This is a genomic window from Acidobacteriota bacterium (assembly GCA_020845575.1).
Lineage (GTDB): Bacteria > Acidobacteriota > Vicinamibacteria > Vicinamibacterales > Vicinamibacteraceae > Luteitalea.
In genome coordinates this window covers 1-17,378 of the sequence record JADLFL010000030.1, presented here as the reverse complement: position 1 = coordinate 17,378, position 17,378 = coordinate 1, and the positions used below count along the sequence as shown (strand labels likewise).

Below are 17,378 nucleotides of genomic sequence, written 5' to 3'. Positions count from 1 at the left end.
TTCAATCAGTCCTGTGAACATCGGCTTGGAGGAGGACGTCGTGCCCCAGCGGCACGGTGCGCGGTGCCCACGCGCTCAGACGGATGGGCACGTTCCAGCGTACGGCATCAGGCCCCAGTGCGCGATCGCTCACGATCTCACTGACCCGATCCACGACGCCCGCCTGCCAGAACGCCGCGTGCAGCGTCGGGCCGCCTTCGACGAGGAGCGACTGCACATCGCGCGTCACGAGCACGCGCAAGCCGTCGCGCACCGAGCCATCCGTGGCGACCACGTCGACGCCGTTGTCGCGCATTCGCGCCGCTGCGGACGAGTCGGCCGCCGCACAGGATGTCAGCACCACCACCGGCCCAGCGTCGCGCGTCTGCGTCAGTCGCGCGTCGGACGTGAGTCGCAGGTGCCTGTCGAACACCACGCGCACCAGCGGTCGATGGCGATACACGTCACGCGCCGTCAGGATCGGGTCGTCGACGATGGCGGTCCGCGATCCGATGGCGATGGCATCGACTTCCCCGCGCAGACGCTGCGACCAGCGCGTCGCCTCGGGACCACTCAACGGCGTCCGCTCGCCGGCTCGCGCCGCGACCGCGCCATCAAGGCTCATCGCACATTTCAGGTGAACCCACGGTCTGCCGCGCTCGACGGCCATGAAGAACGGTGCGTTCTGGCGCCGCGCTTCCTGCAATCCCACGCCTGTGGTCACGGCGACTCCGCGCGAGCGCAGGTACGCGAATCCGCGTCCTGCCACCTGGGGGAATGGATCCCCAGCCGCCGCCACCACGCGCCGAATGCCCGCGCCAACCACCGCCACGCAGCACGGTCCCGTGCGGCCCGTGTGACTGCACGGCTCGAGCGTGCAATACAACGTGGCTCCTGTCGCGCGCACACCCGCCGCGCCAAGCGCGACGACTTCCGCGTGCGGGCCACCCGCAGCCTGATGGTGTCCCACGCCAACCACCACGCCTTGATCATCGACGATGACGGCACCGACCAGGGGATTCGGTGTGGTACTGCCGCGCCCACGCTCCGCGTGCCACAAGGCGCGGGCCATGAACCGGGCATCCTCCGGACGGAGATCGCCCTCGACGTCGCGCAGGTCTACCACGCCTCTTCGAAGAGTGCATCGACGTACTCGCGTGGGCTGAACGGCACGAGGTCGTCGATCTGTTCGCCGGTGCCGACATACCGGATCGGCAGTCGCAGGTCCTGCGCGATCGACACGGCCACGCCGCCCTTGGCCGTGCCATCGAGCTTGGTGAGGATGATGCCGTTGACGCCCGAGACCTTCATGAACTCGCGCGCCTGTTGCACGCCGTTCTGGCCGACCGTCGCGTCGAGCACCAGGAGCACCTCGTGCGGCGCGCCGTCGACCTCACGCGACGCGATGCGCTTGATCTTCTCGAGCTCGTTCATCAGGTTGACGCGCGTGTGCAGTCGCCCCGCCGTATCCACGAGCACGGGGTCCAGTTGGCGCGCACGAGCAGCTTGGATCGCATCGAACACGACGGCCGCGGGATCGGAGTTGGGCTGCGCCCGCACGAAGCCGACCTCCGCGCGGCGCGTCCACACTTCGAGCTGCTCGACGGCCGCGGCGCGGAAAGTGTCTGCCGCGCACACCAACGGCTTCGCGCCCTGCTGCTTCAGCAGGTTCGCGAGCTTGCCGATGGACGTCGTCTTGCCTGTTCCGTTGACGCCGACGATGAGCACCACGCGCGGCGTGCCGCCCTGCGCCGGCGGCGGCGCGGCGCCCTCGAGAATGGCGAGGATCTCCGCACGCACCAGCGGCAGCAGGTCGTCGCCCCGACGCGCCTTGCGCTTCACGGCCTCGACGATCCGGTCTGTGGCCGCCACACCCACGTCGCACGTGATCAGCGCCTCTTCGAGCGCGTCGAGCGACTCGATACGGCGCGTCGCCGTCCCGGTGGCCGTCCCCCCGAGTGCCTCCGGCGCGGCGGTACCCTCGTCGAAGGCCCCGAACAGCTGGTCCTTGGTCTTCTGAAGACTCGACTTGAGGCGGTCGAAAAAGCTCACCACGAAAGTGTACAGGGACCGGTGCCATCCCACCTGGTCCGGGGTCGGACCGCAGACCGGTTACTGTCGCTCCACGTTGTACTGCACGCCGGTGATCTCCAGCTCGAGGTACGCGTAGTCGCTGCCGTCTTCGTGCCACCGGCCCTCGCCACGCGATACCAGGTGCACGGGACCGAATTGGCGGTAGCCGCCGACCGGCGTCGACCAGCGTGCTGGCGTCAACGTCCGCCCATCCGCCGACGCCTTGAGGCGCTCGTCGGACACGAAGTCGACGAGTTCGCCGGCATCGTTGAAGACCAGGTCCGCGTGGATCGTGTGACCGGCGTTGGTGAAGGTGGCCCGCGCCGTTCGTGCATCGATGTCTTCCCACGTGATGGCCGAGTCGATCAGCGTAGCCGGCGCCATGATGCACATGTCGTTGAGCAGCGTGACGGTCTCGGCCTGCGTCATGGCCGCGCCGGACATGTCGGCGACCGGGACGAGCGCGGCGGCCTTCACGCGCATCGACGCCTCGCCATCCGCGTACCGGTGCAGCACCTGCACCGGTACCAGTGACATAGACGCTCTCATGTAGAACAGCCGTGCGGCATCACCGACGGTGTTGTGCTGTTCCGCGGTGAAGGGCATCCACGCCGCGTCGCGCCCGCTGCGGATGCGTCCGTGCATCAGCACGCGGAAGTTCCGTACGCGCGGCTGGCCGACAACGCCAACCGTACGCAGATAGCGCTGTACCGGAACGGGCAGATGCGCGAGGTCAGCGTCGCCGAGGATTGCCGCAGGCGCACCAGTGCGAGCCAGTCGTTGCGTGACGTCACGTTCGTACACCCACAACAGGCTGCCAGGGCCGGACGCGAGCGCACCGAACACCACGCCGGCCAACACCACGACGTTGACTGCGGCACCTGCCTTCGCGTCTGACCACGACGGCACGATGGCCACCATCGACACGACGAACGCGCAGGCCGCGATGAGCCACCACCACCGCGACGACATGGCAAGCGCGACGGCGGACGCCACGAACAGGAGCCCGGCGGCGAGCCACACGACGCCCATGGATCGCGAGATGGGCTGCGTCAACTGCGGCAGTGCGGCGAGGCCGAACCCCTTGGCGACGCCGAGCAGGTGAATGAGGCCATGCAGGGCCAGACCGACAGCGAACACCCGGGCCATGCGTGGCAGTCTACGCCCGGCGGATACACTGTGGCGGCGCGGACTCCTTCGCGCTGATGCAGTCCGAAATCGGGGAGGGCACGTCCATGGCAGGAGCGATGACACGCGTTCGCATCGTCGCCATCGTCGTCACGGTCCTGACGTTGTGGACGGGCCTTGACGCGCAGATGCGCCGCCGGGCGGGTCGAGCCCGGCAGCCGGTGTCCGACGGCAACGAGCGGACGCTCACGATCGACGGCCGGCAACGTACCTATCTCGTCCACGACTTCGCAGGCCAACGCGGCTCCGCACCGATGGTCATCGTGCTCCATGGCGGTGGCGGCAACGCGCAGAACGCCGTGCAGATGACGGGCTTCAATCGCGTCGCCGCACGCGACCGCTTCATCGTGGTGTATCCCAACGGCACCCGAGGCAGCGACAACGCGCGCGAGCGGCGCGGTGGTCGAGGCGTGCTCGGCGGAGAACGGGAGTTCCTCCTGACATGGAACGCCGGACACTGCTGCGCCTCGGCGATGGCCGGCCGCGTCGACGATGTGGCGTTCATCGGCGCGGTCATCGACGCCATGGTGGCGTCGGGCAGGGCCGACCGGTCGCGCGTCTACGTCACGGGCATGTCGAACGGCGCGATGATGTCGCACCGTCTCGGTCGCGAGTTGTCCACCAGGATCGCGGCCATCGCACCCGTCGTCGGGGCCGTGTTCGGCGACGAGCCGCCGCCGCAGGCACCGGTACCGGCCTTCATCGTCGTCGGCGCCGACGATCAGGTCGTGCCGCCGGGCGGTGGACCACTGCAGCTGCGGTCCTCGCTCGGTAACCAGTCCGCCGCGGATCACGACGTCGCGCCGGCCATCGCGCAGGCCGAGTACTGGGCGCGCCACAACGGGTGCGGCGAGCCTGAGCGAACCGAATCCCGCGTGTCGATCCGGAGCGCGTGGACGTCATGTCGCGGCGCACCGGTGGTCTTCCACAGCGTCAAGGGCAACGGCCATGCGTGGCCCGGCGGCCAGCCGGGCCGGCGCGGCGCCCCGGAACCAACCAGGGCATTCGACGCCACCGAGGAGATGTGGGCGTTCTTCAAGCAACACCAGCGCACACGTTGACGACCGGAACAGGCACGACGAGCTACGTCTCCCTTCCGATGGAGTGAACGGGTTTCAACCCGTTGGTCAGCGCCGACCCTGCCCACCGTCGCCGTAGGTAGGGTCGGCTCGCCGCGCTTCGACCGGCCCGGCCCTTACGACCGTTCCGATTTCTGGGGGCGGAGCATCAGGGCTTCGGTGGCCGTCAACGGGTGGGTGCGGCCCGCGAGGACGTCGGCCATCTGCGCGGCGATGGGTAGCTCGACGCCGACGCGATGGCCGAGCGCGAGCATGCCCTCCGCGGCGTTGACCCCTTCGGCGACGGCGTGCGTGGCTGACAGGATCTCGGCCAGCGACCTGCCGCGACCGAGCTCGATTCCCAGGCGATGATTCCGGCTCGCGGTGCCGGTACACGTCAGCACCAGATCGCCGAGTCCGCTCAGACCCGCCAGCGTTTCCGATCGTCCACCCATCGCCACCGCCAGGCGCGTCATCTCGGCCAGTCCTCGCGTCACGAGGCCTGCGAGCGCGTTGTGCCCGAGGCCCAGCCCCTCGACCACGCCCGCCGCAATCGCGATGACGTTCTTGCAGGCCCCGCCCATCTCCACGCCGACCACATCGTCGCTCGCGTACACACGGAAGCGCTTGCCACCAAACGCGTCCTGGACGCGCTGGCTCGCATCAGCGCTGGCGGAGGCAGCCACGACGGCCGTCGGGAACTCGTGCGCGACTTCGTGGGCAAAGCTCGGGCCCGACAACACGACGACGGGACATTCGGCCGTCAGTTCCTCGGCGAGCACCTGCGACATGCGCGTCCACGACGACAGTTCGAGTCCCTTCGTCGCGCTGACAACGATGGTGCCCGGCCTGACCAGGGGCGCCACGATGCGCAGCGTGTCGCGCGTGCCATGCGACGGCACCGCCCACACGATCATCGATGCGTCAGCAACGGCTTCCTCAACGTCGTGGACGGGCGACACCGCGCGTGGCAACGGCACACCCGCCAGGTAGTCGGCGTTCTCGCGTGCGTCCCGCATGCGCGCCGCCAGTGCCGCATCGCGCGCCCACAGCGGGACCTGATGGCCCACACGTGCGAGGTGGATCGCCAGCGCCGTCCCCCACGCGCCCGCACCGATCACCGTCGTCTTCATGAACGTGGTCCAGCCACTCGTGCCGTCAGCGCGCAAGGCCGACGGGGTCGTGCCCGGTGAGCGCAAGGCGCACCATGTCCAGCGCGGCCGTCACGGCCTGCGTGCGCACGACAGCCCGATCGCCGACGAAGCGCGCGTGCCGGCATGCCGAGCCCATGGGCGTCTGGATGGCGATGTACACGGTGCCCACGGGCTTGGCGTCGCTGCCGCCGTCGGGACCGGCAATGCCCGTGATGCCGACACCAACCTGTGTCTGACATCGCTCGCGGATGCCAGCCGCCAGCGTGAGCGCCACGGGCTCGCTCACGGCGCCGTGCCTCGCGATGAGCGCTGGTGGCACGCCCGCCAGGACGGACTTCAGCGCGTTGCTGTACACGATCGCCCCCCCGTCCACCCAGGCCGAACTCCCGGGTACGTCCGTCAGTCGCGCGCCGAGCAGGCCTCCGGTACACGACTCGGCGACTGCCACACGCCAGCCGATCGCGTGCAGGAGCCGGCCCACCACTTCTTCGAGCGACTCGTCCTGCGTCGTGTACACCGCGGGGCCGAGCGCCGCCGCCGCACGCGCGATGGCCTCGTCGAGCGCCACCGACGCGGCATCGGCGTCGGCCGTTCGCGTGAAGAGATGCAGTTCGATGCGGCCGGCGGCTGCCAGGATGGTCGCGTCGATGGGCGGCGTCGCGGTACGCCAGTCCGGGTAGAGCGGCAGCAGCACGGACTCGACAGCCGATTCACTGCGTCCCGCGACCTTCAGCCCCTTGCTGAACGTGCGCTCCGTGCCGGCGCGACGCGCGAGGACGCCCGCCACGAGCGTGTGCAGCATCGGCTCCATCTCTCGCGGCGGCCCCGGCAACAGGACCACCGCCTGATCGCCGACGTCGATCCATTGACCGGGTGCGGTGCCGTTCGGGTTGTCGAGCCGCACGCCGCCGTCGATGACCATCGCCTGCCGTCGATTGATCGCCGGCATCGGCAGATTGCGGCGCGTGAACCGCTCCGCGATGCGCGACATCTGCACGGGGTCTTCCGTCATCCCGCGTCCGAGTGCGAGCGCCACGCCCTGTCGCGTGAGGTCATCGTCTGTCGGTCCCAGCCCGCCCGTGAGCACGACGAGGTCCGCACGCTGGAGCGCCGTGCGCACCGCCAGTTCGAGATGCGGCAGATGATCGCCGACAACACTTCGGGCGATGACGTCGATGCCGAGCGATGCCAGGCGCTCGGCGATGACCGCGGAGTTGGTGTCCACGCGGCCCAGCGCCAGCAACTCGCTCCCGACGGCGATCGTCTCGCAGCGGGCGAACGGCGGAGGTGTCACGCGAGCATCCACGTCGGCGCCAGCCACGCCAATCCGCGCACGCACAGGTGCGCGTACACGGCGGCCATCGCATCATCGCTCATGATGCCCCACCCACCGTGCAGCGCTTCCAGCGTGTTGCACGGCGGCGGCTTGATGACGTCGAAGAGCCTGAAGAAGAAGAAGCCGACCAGCGCACCGGTGAGGGACACCGGCACGAACGCCAGCGTGACGAGCATGCCGAGCACCTCGTCGATGACCACCGGGCCCGGGTCGATGTGACCGAAATGTCCTTCGGCCGCCGTAGCCGACCAGGCGCCAATCACGAAGACCAGAATGATGGCTGCCGTCTCGACGATGGGCATGCCCGTCGTCCTGACGCCCGCATACAGCGCCAGACCGGCAAGCGATCCGAACGTGCCTGGCGCGAACGGCACATAGCCCACACCGCGAGCCGTTGCCACGGCCAGGGACACACGCGAAGTCACGACGGGGAACTCCTCACGCCGCCGGCACGACACGCGTGCCGGCGAGACGATCGTGAGCGCCGCGACGCTCCGGATCGAACAGGATGGGCAGCAGACCGAGGCCCAGCGGCGCCAGGCAGAGCAGCAGCGCGACGCTGCGCAGGACGGCATGCCCGAACGGCACGCGGGACGCCTCGCCGTACACCACGCGCAGGCCGACGAGCATCTTGCCGATCGTCTGACCGGATGCCGCCGTGAACGTGACGAGATACGCGGTGTCGAGCAGGAAGAGGTACCCGATCAGTGGAGCCAACGGCAGGAGGCGCCATTCGTCGGTCGATACACCCGCCACACGCATCGTCAGCCAGAACACCACGACATCCATGGCGAGCATCACCGCCACGTCGATCGCGCCGGCGCGCAGGCGCGGGCTCGACGACTCGACGGCGTCGACCGCCACCGGCAGCGACACCGGTTCCGGGATGTCGATGTCCGGCGTAAGGGGGCTCTCCTCCACGACCGGCTCGTCGGGCCACTCGAACGCCGCGGGCTCGGTGTGCGGCGGCGTGACGGGCGCGGATCTCGGCGCAGGCGGCGACGGGCGCGTGATGTCGTACTTGCGTCGCACCGACAGCGGCGGTCCCGCCGGCGGAATCGCCACCGGCGGCGGGTCCGGCACGCCGGGCTCCTCGAACAAGGGCAGATCCAGAGGACCGCCGTCCTCTGCCTGCGCTGCATCGGTCCCTGACGGACGACGGCGGCGTTGCGGTTCCCACGCGCGCGGTTCGCGCGGCGGGTCCTCCAGCACGGGCGCGTCGGCCTCACGCGGCGCGGTAGCCAGCGCGAAGTCGTAGCCGCAATTGCGGCAGCGCTCCACATCGTCGTAGCTCAGGTAACTGCACTTGGGACACCGCATCGATCAATCCGTTCGTGGCGAGGTCATACCACGTTGGGCGACTCCATCGCCACCGGTCCTTCGCGCGATTCGCGCCGCGTGGGCACGATGCCGAAGGCCTTCATCTTCCGATAGAGGTTGCTGCGTTCCACGCCGAGCACTTCGGCGGTGCGCGAGATGTTGCCCTGCTGGGCCGCGAGTGTCCGCACGATGTACTCGCGCTCGAACCGCTCGCGCGCTTCGTGCAACGGCAGCGAGGGACCGCCCGGAGCCTCCTCCTGCACACCATCGACGAGCCTGCCGCCCTGCAGGAACGTCAGGTGCGGCGGCTCCACCACCTCACCGGGCACCATGATGAGCAGCCGTTCCACGACGTTGCGCAGCTCGCGCACGTTGCCGGGCCACGCGTAGGACCGCAGGATGTCCATCGCGTCTGGGTCGATCTGTCGGGGACGCCTGCCATGTTCGCGCGACAGTTCCTGCATGAAGTGCGCGACGAGGCGCGGGATGTCGTCTTCCCGCTCGCGCAGCGGCGGGACGAAGATCGGGATCACGTTGAGCCGGAAGTAGAGGTCCTCGCGGAAACGGCCCGCGCGGATCTCCGCCGTCAGATCCTTGTTCGTCGCGGCGAGGACACGTACGTCGACGCGCACGCTGTCGTGCCCGCCCACGGGATCGACGACCTGCTCCTGCAGCACGCGCAGCACCTTGGCCTGCGTCTTGAGGCTCATGTCGGCGACTTCGTCGAGGAAGATCGTGCCCTCGTCGGCCAGCTCGAAGCGTCCCCGCCGATCGGACACGGCACCCGTGAACGCACCGCGCACGTGACCGAAGAGTTCGCTCTCGATCAGCTCCTCGGGAATCGCCGCGCAATTGACCTCGACGAACGGTCCGCCGCGGCGGCGACTCAGCGCGTGGATGCTGCGCGCCACGAGTTCCTTGCCCGTACCGTTCTCGCCGAAGATCAGCACGCGTCCGTTGGTGGGCGCGGCCATCGCGATCTGCTCGCGCAGTGAGCGCATCACGTAGCTCTCCCCCACCATGACGAAGCGGCGGTCGACGTGTTCGCGCAGTGCACGGTTCTCGGCTTCGAGCTGCCGCTGTCGCAGCGCGTTGCGCACCACGTGCAGCGTCTTGTCGATCGACAGCGGCTTCTCGACGAAGTCGAACGCGCCCATCTTCACGGCGCGAACCGCCGACTCGATGTTGCCGTGCCCGGAGATGACGACGACAGCGGCGTCGACATGCCGATCGCGCAGGCGTGACAGCGTCACGAGGCCATCGATACCCGGCAGCCAGACGTCGAGCAGGATGACGTCGAAGTGGCGGCCCGGCGCGATGTCGAGGCACGCCTCACCCGACGGCACCGCGTCGACCTCGAAACCTTCGTCGCGCAGGACGCCCGACAGCGCCGACCGCACGCCGGCCTCGTCGTCCACGATGAGCACGCTCGGACGCATGGCTAGGCCGGAAGCTCCATCGTGAACGCCGCCCCGCGAGGCGCATGGTCGGAGACCTCGATCGTCCCGCCGTGCTCGACGATGACGCGCCTGACGATCGCGAGGCCCAGCCCGCTGTCGCGCCCCTTGGTGGAGTAGTACGGCAGGAACACCTTGCTCCTGTCGGCCACGCCGAGACCCGGCCCGTTGTCGCTCACGACCAGGCGGGCCAGCCTGTGGCTCTCGTCCCACGTCGTCTGCACGCTGATGGTGCCCTGCGCACTCGCGGGCAGGCCATCACGCTCCGACGCCAGCGCCTCGACGGCGTTGTCCACCAGATTGATCACCACGCGCTTGAACTGCTCCGGGTCGACCCGGATCACGGGCATGGCGGCATCGTACTCCCTCACGACGGTCACGCGCGGCAGACCGGCATAGAGCGCCAGGGCCTCGTCGAGCAGGACGTGCAGATCCGACGGCACGGCCTTGGGCGCCGGCATGCGCGCGAACTGCGAGAACTCGTCGACGAGTCCCTTCAGCGATTCCACGGCGCCGACGATGTTGGTCGAGCACTCGTCGACCAGCTCTCGCGTCGCCGGCGGGGCGGCGCTGAAGTGGCGCCGCAGGCGCTCGGCACTGAGCTGGATCGGCGTGAGCGGGTTCTTGATCTCGTGCGCCAGGCGGCGTGCGACGTCGCGCCACGCAGACACCCGCTGCGCGCGGATCAGCGGCGTGACGTCGTCGAACACGAGCACCGTGCCGACCGACGCGCCCTCGTCACGCAGCGGTGTGGCGGCAACGGCCAGATGGAGGTCGCGTCCGTCGCGCACCAGGGTGATCTCGTGGCCGGCGGTGCCGCCGCGCGTGCGTGCCGCGCCCTGTGGAATCGAGAGCAGCGGGCGCAGATCCTGACGCGCGAACACGTCGTCGAACATCTGCCCCACGGCCGACTGATCGAGCCCGAGCAGTCGTGCGGCGGCGCTGTTCATCGTGTTGATCCTGCCGCTCTGATCGAGAGAGATGACACCCGTGGCGATTCGCTTGAGGATCGTCTCGATGTAGCGGCCGCGACCTTCGACCTCGCGTCCCTTGCGCTGCACCTCGGCTCGCGACAGTTCGAGTTCCCCGGCCATCGTGTTGAAGGCGTCGACCAGCCGTCCGAACTCGTCGGCGGTCTCCGGCTCGATGCGATACCCGAAGTTGCCCTGCCCGATCTCGCGCGCGCCCGCCGCCAGCAGCCCGATGGGACGCGTGATGCGCTTGGCCGTGTAGAGCCCGAGCCACGTCGCGCTCACCAGGATGAACAGCGTCATCATCAGGAAGAACGACAGGTACACGCCTTCGATCGGCCGGCGCAGGACGCGCAACTGCTGATAGCCCTCGTAGGCCTCGATGATGCGGCGGCTGTGTTGCGCGAGGCTGCCCGACAGGTGCTCGCTGACGATCACGACGCCCACGGGGGTCATGGTGTCGAGCGGGCGCACCAGCGACGCCGATCGCACCAGTTCGCCGCCGCTGCCGAGCGGTTCGATGACGCGCGTGTCGGCGCTGCCCGCCGCCACACGCGCCGCGAGACGATCGGCTGACGCGCGCGGCACGTCGCGCGGCACGTTCGGCGCCGCCACTTCGAACAGCGGCAGCACTTCCAGCGGATCGGTGTCGGGGACGACCCGATACACCTCGATCAGCGTGGACCTGCCCGAGGCCACTTCCGGCGAGACGCGCGCGCGGATCGTCGCCACGTCGCCGCGATCGATCCCCGCCGTCGCCAGCAGGCGGGCCAGGCGCACGGCCTGGCGGCTGGTGAGCATCTGCGCGTCCTGGTAGTAGTCGCTCGCGATCTCGCGCGCGGCGGCGAGCACATCGTCGACGGGTGGTGCGAACCAGCGGCTGGCGCTGTTGCGAATCAGCTCGCTGCCCACGATGAGAACCAGGACGGCGGGCACCAGGGCGAGGCCGAGCATCGCGGCAACGAGCTTGGCGCGGAACCGCGCGAACGGCAGCGCACGCCGGCGCTCGACCACCAGCTTGATGACGTTGCGCGCGAGCACGAACCCCAGCGCACACAGCATCGTGAGGTCGACGGCGACCAGGGCGTAGAGCACCACCTCGCTGAGGAGCGCGGGCGACAGACCCGCCGACTGATCGGCGAGCGTGACGAGCGCCACGAGCGCCACCACCAGCAGGCCGATGGCCAGCAGGACGAAGATCGGGTTGTCGCGAAGGGGTCGTTGCGGAGGTGGGCCGGCAGGCGCACTCGGCACCGGCGTGTCAGGCGCGGTCGGCGTCGATGGCGCGACGGACGACTCGGTCAGGTTGAGGATGGACACGTCACGGGCGGAAGCGGAAGCTCACGCTGCCGAGCACGGAGCCGGGCGTCCACGGCCACGCCCATCCGAGCATGCGCGGACGCGTCTGGGCCTTGACGCTGACGTGGTAGTCGCCGCCGTCGACCAGCCGGTGCGACGACAGGCGACGCCCGTAGAACCGCGTGAGCCACTGCACCGCCGTGGCCTCGTCGTCGGTGGTCCGCACTTCCTCGACGCGGCCATCTTCGATGAACGTGATCTGGTAGCGGCGCGTGAGATTGTCGAATCGCACCACGGCCGACACGCGCATGTACGCGATGGTCTTGTCGAACCACCAGCGCGACGACTGCTGGAGCGTGACGTCGTAGGCGAACGTGGTCGGCAGCCCGCTCTGGATCGCCGCGCGCACGGCCTCCGACACGGCGTCGTCGACTTCGAAGCTGACACGCACCTCACCATCGTGCAGCGTCGTCTCGACGCGCACCAGGGTGTCGGCGGCCCACACAGACGAGGCCAGTGACAGCAGGCAGACCAGCAGCAGCGCGTGCAGCCGCATCGTCAATCCTTCGACTTGATCAGATCCTCGAGCTCGGTCATGAACTCGCCGATGTCGCGGAAATGCCGATAGACGGACGCGAATCGCACGTAGGCGACCTTGTCCAGCTGCCGGAGTTCCGCCATCACGTGCTGACCGACCTCGGTGGTGCTGATCTCCTTGTCCGGACGCTCCTGCAGCGCGGCCTCCACACGATCGGCCACGGCCTCGAGCGCATTCACACGGACCGGTCGCTTCTCGCACGCCTTGAGCAGGCCTGCGATGAGCTTCTGCCGGTCGAACCGCTCCCGCCGGCCGTCCTTCTTGACGACCATGTACGGGATCTCGTCCACCCGTTCGTACGACGTGAACCGCCGCCCGCATTCGAGGCATTCACGCCGCCGGCGGATGACCTCCCCCTCGCGGCTCTCACGCGAATCTACCACCTTGTCGTGCAGGTGGCTGCAGTAAGGACATTTCATCCGGCCTGACTCTCTTCGAGGCGCGCGACCGACGGTGGCACGTTGTCGCGCGTGATGTCGCCGATGCGGCGCAGGCTGAGCCCCTCCCGCGCGACGAGCACGAGGGCCGCCAGCGAAATCGGGATGAATGACAGCGCATGCAGCGCCACGGCGTAGGCTACGGCCCTGTCGTTGTCGGCGGCATACAGGGACGTGAGCGCCAGACGCACCGACTCATGGAATGCGCCAACGCCGCCAGGCGTCGGCACCGACACGCCGACGGCCATGAACATGAGCAACGTGAATGTACCCGCGAACGGCAGCGGCAGCCCGAACGCGCGCGCCATCAACCACGTCATGAGCGCGATCGACAGCCAGACCGCCACCGACCACAGGAAGGCGAACCCGAGCGCAGCCGGCGATCGCAGCACGGCGAAGCCCTGGCCGAACGCGGCGATCACCTTCAGCACCACACGCCCCACGCGCGCGGGCAACGGCCGCGTGAGGCGATCGGCCACCACGCCGACGCGGTCCGCGTGACCGGCAAACACGAAGGCCATCACGAGTCCGGCCAGCGCCGCGGCGGCCGCCATGAGTCCCCCCAATTGAACCGTCCGCAGCATTTGCCCGTCATTGACCGCGAAGCGCGAATCGAAGCACGCCACGCTCACGGCAAACAACAGGAGCAGCGTGATCATGTCCAGGGCGCGCTCCAGGACAATCGTGGCAAACGTGGCCGTCGGGTCGAGGCGCTGCGTGCGTGCGAGCAGGTAGGGACGAATCACCTCGCCGACGCGCCCCGGCAGCATGGCGTTGGCACCGAAGCCGATGACGGTGGCACGGCACGCCGGCCAGAACGGCACATGGCCGCTCGGCAGGAGCAGGTACTGCCAGCGGATGGTGCGGAACACGTACGTGGTCACCGACGCGACCAACGCCAGGATGATGCCGCCGGGGGTGGCCTGTGAGAGTTCGCGGGCCACGGCCGACAAGTCGGCTTGTCGCAGGAAGAGTGCGACGAGCCCCACGGTGACGAGCAGGATGGTTGCGTGCTTGAGGTAGCCCGGCATCTGCAAGGTGGGCTGTTCGGGGCGAACTGTACTATAGGTGGGGTTTCCGAGGCTATGGGAAAGCGAGAACTGCTACTGCTGGTGGTCTTCGTCGTGCTGGGGATCGGCGTCTACCAGGTCTCGGCGCCTGCCGCGCCAGCCGACGCGCCGGGGTTCTCGCTCAGCCGGATCTTCCAGATGGCGCGCGCGCACTTCAGCGGCCCGACCATCCGGCGCACCGTGACCAGGAGAGCCAGCGTCACGCCATCGGCGGACGTCACGACGCTCGATTTCGGCGAGACGCGGGCGAGCGTGGTGGTCGAGGGTGGCGACGGCGACGACATCGAAGTCGAACTCGAGGCGATGGTCGCCGCCATGGACGAGGCCGACGCCGCACGGCAGGAACGACAGCTCACGGTGACGCTCGAGGAGGACGGCGATCGGGTCGTCGCCGGTGTGCGGAGCGACGACCACATGAGGCCGCCCCGATACGAGATGCGCGTCACGCTGCCCCGCCGTCTGGCCGTCAGGATCGGCGGACGCGGCTCGGCGGAGATCCGCGACGTCGCCGGGCTGCACCTGCAGGCCTATCGGGGCGACCTGACAGCCGAACGTATCGCGGGCCCCGTCACCGGCGAGTTGCGCGACAGCGGCGCGGAGTTCGGGCCGGGCGCGACGGTGAACCTCACGGCCGATCGAGGACGTCTGCGGCTCGACGCGCCCGCGTCAGTGACGCTCGACGCCGAACGCGCCACCGTGGACATCATCGATCCCACGGGTCCCATCACGTTCACGCAGCAGCAGTGCCGCTCCGACATTCGCGGCACCGGCGGCCCGGTGAAAGTGACGGGCGAGGGCGGCACGATCGTGCTCCGCCAGGTTTCGCATCCGCTGACCATCGAGGCCGAGCGCCTCACGGTGACGGCTGAACTCGTGGCAGCCGTGCCCACGATGATCGGCATCGAACGCGACGAGGTGGAAGTGACGCTCCCGAAAAACAGCGGCGTGGCCCTCGACGCCACCGTCACCAACGGCGACCTCCGCCTGCCGCAGGGACTCGCGGTCACCGATACCGACGGCCGCAAGACATTCGCGGGCCCGGTCGCCGGCGGCGGCCCACTCGTGAAGCTCACGCTCGACCAGGGCAGTCTTCGGATCCGTTGAGCGCGGTCTTTCGCGGTATCCTTGGCGGTCCTCGTTCCTGCCGTGTCCACGACTCCCCTGCTCTCCACGCCTGACATCGACCTGCCGCTGCTGCGTCGCGGCAAGGTGCGTGACGTGTTCGAAGCCGGCGACGGTCGCCTGCTCATCGTTGCCACCGACAGGATTTCGGCCTTCGATCACGTGCTCGGATCGGGCATCCCCGACAAGGGGCGCATCCTCACGCAGTTGTCGGCCTTCTGGTTCCACGCGCTGGGACACATCACCCCGCACCACCTGATCTCGACACGCGTCAGCGACGTCCCCGCCGCCGCGCCGCTCGCCGCCGAACTCGCCGGCAGGTCGATGCTCGTGCGACGGACGCAGCCGCTGCCCGTCGAGTGCATCGCGCGCGGGTATCTCGAAGGGTCCGGCTGGAAGGACTACCAGGCCACGGGCACGCTGTGCGGACATCGACTGCCGGCAGGCCTGCGCCAGTGCGACAAGCTGCCGGAACCGATCTTCACGCCGGCGACGAAGGCCGAGTCGGGACACGACGAGAACATCACCGAAGCCCAGGCCGAAGCCGTGCTCGGTGCTGACGTCTTCGCGCAGGTGAAGGCGCTGACGCTGGCCCTCTACACGGCCGGGGCCGCGCACGCGGCGACGCGCGGCATCCTCGTGGCCGACACGAAATTCGAGTTCGGGCTCGTACACGAGGATGGCCGCACGCACGTGTTGCTGATCGACGAGGTGCTCACGCCCGACTCCTCGCGCTTCTGGCCCACCGACGCGTACGCGCCCGGCGGGCCGCAACCGAGCTTCGACAAGCAGTTCGTGCGCGAGTACCTCGAACGCATCGCGTGGGACAAGCAACCGCCCGTGCCGTCGCTGCCAGACGATGTCGTGGCGCGCACGCGCGACAAGTACCTCGACGCCTTCCGCCGCCTGACGGGCACCGACCTGGCCTGAGCGCGCCGCCTGTGGAGATGCATCGCCAGATCGAACGCCTCGTGACCGAGATGGTCGACAACGGCATCCGCTACGCCGACGCCGCGTGCGAGTTCGAACGCCGCTTCCTCGCCCGCGCCCTCGAACGCAGTCAGGGCAGCATCACCCGCTGTGCCGAGCTCACGGGCCTCCACCGCAACACCCTCACGCGGAAGATCACGGAATACAAGCTGAAATAGGTCGACGGTGCGGGCGACCACAAGGGTCGCCCCTACAGGCCTCTGCCCCTGCACCGATTGGGCCAGCGCTCCGAGCCCGGCCCCTGCGTTCCGTCGCCCCGGAGGGCGCTGGCACTCGTGGGGCTTGACTGCCAAAACCGACGCTGTATACTTGGCAGTCGTCGACGTCGACTGCCAAGTCGCCGTGACGCAGTGGCATCGTTTCCGGCGGGCACCGAACGCCCGCCCTCATCTCTCAATCCGGACTGGAGTGCACACCATGAACCTCCGACCTCTCCACGATCGGCTCATCGTCGAACGTATCGAAGAAGGGGAGCAGCAGGTCAACGGGATCATCATCCCCGACTCTGCCAAGGAAAAGCCGCAACAGGGCAAGGTCGTTGCGGTCGGCAAGGGCAAGATCAAGGACGACGGCAAGGTGGCGCCCCTCGACGTGAAGGAAGGCGACACGATCCTCTTCGGCAAGTACTCGGGCCAGGAGATCAAGGTCGACGGCAAGGAGTACCTGATCATGCGTGAGGACGAAGTCCTCGCGGTGATGGCGTAAGGGGGAATCAACGACATGGCCAAGCAAATCGTCTATGGTGCGGAATCGCGTCAGGCCATCCTGCGCGGCGTGAACCACCTCGCCGACGCGGTGAAGGTGACGCTCGGGCCCAAGGGCCGCAACGTCGTCCTCGACAAGAAGTTCGGATCGCCCACGATCACCAAGGACGGCGTCACCGTCGCCAAGGAGATCGAGCTGAAGGATCCGCTCGAGAACATGGGCGCGCAGATGGTGCGTGAGGTCGCGAGCAAGACCAGCGACATCGCCGGTGACGGCACCACGACCGCCACCGTGCTCGCGCAGGCCATCTATCGCGAAGGCGCCAAGAACGTCGTGGCCGGCGCCAACCCGATGGAAGTCAAGCGCGGTATCGACAAGGCCGTCGAGGTCGTGATCGAGCAGCTCAAGACCTTCTCCAAGCCGGTGAGCGGCAACGCCATCGCCCAGGTCGGCACCATCTCGGCCAACAGCGACACGACCATCGGCAAGATCATCGCGGAAGCGATGGAGAAGGTCGGCAAGGACGGCGTCATCACCGTCGAAGAGGCCAAGACGCTCGAGACGTCGCTCGACGTCGTCGAGGGCATGCAGTTCGACCGCGGCTACCTCTCGCCGTACTTC

The 17,378-nt window shown here is 68.7% G+C and carries 18 protein-coding genes; 6 read left to right on the top strand and 12 right to left on the bottom strand.

Features of this window, described 5'->3' with window-relative positions:
• Window position 1: 1 nt before the first annotated feature.
• From ribD to IT182_08530, 3 genes are read right to left on the bottom strand one after another with little or no spacing between them, the layout of a single operon-like run.
• On the bottom strand, window positions 2-1,105 hold the full coding sequence (ribD, locus tag IT182_08540) for a bifunctional diaminohydroxyphosphoribosylaminopyrimidine deaminase/5-amino-6-(5-phosphoribosylamino)uracil reductase RibD (GenBank protein MCC6163382.1): 1,104 nt from the start codon (window positions 1,103-1,105) through the stop codon (window positions 2-4).
• Window positions 1,099-2,031: a signal recognition particle-docking protein FtsY gene (gene ftsY, locus IT182_08535; protein MCC6163381.1), complete on the bottom strand. Its 933-nt coding sequence runs from the start codon at window positions 2,029-2,031 to the stop codon at window positions 1,099-1,101. The genes ribD and ftsY overlap by 7 nt, the downstream gene beginning before the upstream one ends.
• Window positions 2,032-2,091: 60 nt before the next feature.
• The gene (locus IT182_08530) at window positions 2,092-3,201 is read right to left on the bottom strand and encodes a hypothetical protein (GenBank protein MCC6163380.1); all 1,110 of its coding nucleotides are present in this window, start codon (window positions 3,199-3,201) and stop codon (window positions 2,092-2,094) included.
• A gap of 98 nt (window positions 3,202-3,299) precedes the next feature.
• Here IT182_08530 and IT182_08525 point away from each other — a divergent pair, with 98 nt between their 5' ends.
• Window positions 3,300-4,301 (top strand): polyhydroxybutyrate depolymerase, encoded by a 1,002-nt coding sequence (locus IT182_08525; GenBank protein MCC6163379.1) that lies wholly within the window; start codon window positions 3,300-3,302, stop codon window positions 4,299-4,301.
• 134 nt (window positions 4,302-4,435) lie between these two features.
• On the opposite strand, the gene IT182_08520 is transcribed toward IT182_08525, so the two are convergent.
• Genes IT182_08520 through IT182_08480 form a run of 9 tightly spaced genes read right to left on the bottom strand, consistent with a single transcriptional unit; the run spans window position 4,436 to window position 13,901 of the window.
• Window positions 4,436-5,431, bottom strand: a complete 996-nt coding sequence (locus IT182_08520; protein MCC6163378.1) for an NAD(P)-dependent glycerol-3-phosphate dehydrogenase — start codon at window positions 5,429-5,431, stop codon at window positions 4,436-4,438.
• A gap of 25 nt (window positions 5,432-5,456) precedes the next feature.
• The gene (locus IT182_08515) at window positions 5,457-6,746 is read right to left on the bottom strand and encodes a competence/damage-inducible protein A (GenBank protein ID MCC6163377.1); all 1,290 of its coding nucleotides are present in this window, start codon (window positions 6,744-6,746) and stop codon (window positions 5,457-5,459) included.
• A complete protein-coding gene (locus IT182_08510) occupies window positions 6,743-7,213 on the bottom strand; it encodes a phosphatidylglycerophosphatase A (GenBank protein MCC6163376.1) in 471 nt (156 codons plus the stop codon). The genes IT182_08515 and IT182_08510 overlap by 4 nt, the downstream gene beginning before the upstream one ends.
• A 13-nt stretch (window positions 7,214-7,226) precedes the next feature.
• Window positions 7,227-8,108 (bottom strand): RDD family protein, encoded by an 882-nt coding sequence (locus IT182_08505; protein ID MCC6163375.1) that lies wholly within the window; start codon window positions 8,106-8,108, stop codon window positions 7,227-7,229.
• 23 nt (window positions 8,109-8,131) lie between these two features.
• Window positions 8,132-9,547: a sigma-54-dependent Fis family transcriptional regulator gene (locus IT182_08500; protein MCC6163374.1), complete on the bottom strand. Its 1,416-nt coding sequence runs from the start codon at window positions 9,545-9,547 to the stop codon at window positions 8,132-8,134.
• Between the two features lie 2 nt (window positions 9,548-9,549).
• Window positions 9,550-11,856 carry a HAMP domain-containing protein gene (locus IT182_08495; protein ID MCC6163373.1) on the bottom strand — a complete coding sequence of 769 codons (2,307 nt, stop codon included), beginning with the start codon at window positions 11,854-11,856 and terminating at the stop codon, window positions 9,550-9,552.
• Window position 11,857: 1 nt separating this feature from the next.
• Entirely contained in the window at window positions 11,858-12,391 is a 534-nt protein-coding gene (locus IT182_08490) for a DUF4390 domain-containing protein (protein ID MCC6163372.1), read from the bottom strand.
• Window positions 12,392-12,393: 2 nt separating this feature from the next.
• Window positions 12,394-12,852, bottom strand: coding sequence for a transcriptional repressor NrdR (gene nrdR / locus IT182_08485; protein ID MCC6163371.1), 459 nt, complete (start codon window positions 12,850-12,852; stop codon window positions 12,394-12,396).
• Entirely contained in the window at window positions 12,849-13,901 is a 1,053-nt protein-coding gene (locus tag IT182_08480; GenBank protein MCC6163370.1) for a flippase-like domain-containing protein, read from the bottom strand. Before IT182_08480 ends, nrdR begins: the two co-directional genes overlap by 4 nt.
• 54 nt (window positions 13,902-13,955) lie before the next feature.
• On the opposite strand from IT182_08480, the gene IT182_08475 reads away from it, so the two are divergent.
• From IT182_08475 to groEL, 5 genes are all read left to right on the top strand, one after another.
• Window positions 13,956-15,044 carry a hypothetical protein gene (locus tag IT182_08475; protein MCC6163369.1) on the top strand — a complete coding sequence of 363 codons (1,089 nt, stop codon included), beginning with the start codon at window positions 13,956-13,958 and terminating at the stop codon, window positions 15,042-15,044.
• 42 nt (window positions 15,045-15,086) lie between these two features.
• Window positions 15,087-15,992, top strand: coding sequence for a phosphoribosylaminoimidazolesuccinocarboxamide synthase (locus IT182_08470; GenBank protein MCC6163368.1), 906 nt, complete (start codon window positions 15,087-15,089; stop codon window positions 15,990-15,992).
• Between the two features lie 17 nt (window positions 15,993-16,009).
• Complete coding sequence (locus IT182_08465; GenBank protein MCC6163367.1) at window positions 16,010-16,210, top strand: histidine kinase; 201 nt, start codon at window positions 16,010-16,012, stop codon at window positions 16,208-16,210.
• A 259-nt stretch (window positions 16,211-16,469) separates the two neighbouring features.
• Window positions 16,470-16,757 carry a co-chaperone GroES gene (gene groES / locus IT182_08460; GenBank protein MCC6163366.1) on the top strand — a complete coding sequence of 96 codons (288 nt, stop codon included), beginning with the start codon at window positions 16,470-16,472 and terminating at the stop codon, window positions 16,755-16,757.
• A gap of 15 nt (window positions 16,758-16,772) precedes the next feature.
• Window positions 16,773-17,378, top strand: a 606-nt coding sequence (gene groEL / locus IT182_08455; GenBank protein MCC6163365.1) for a chaperonin GroEL, incomplete at its 3' end; no start/stop codon positions are given.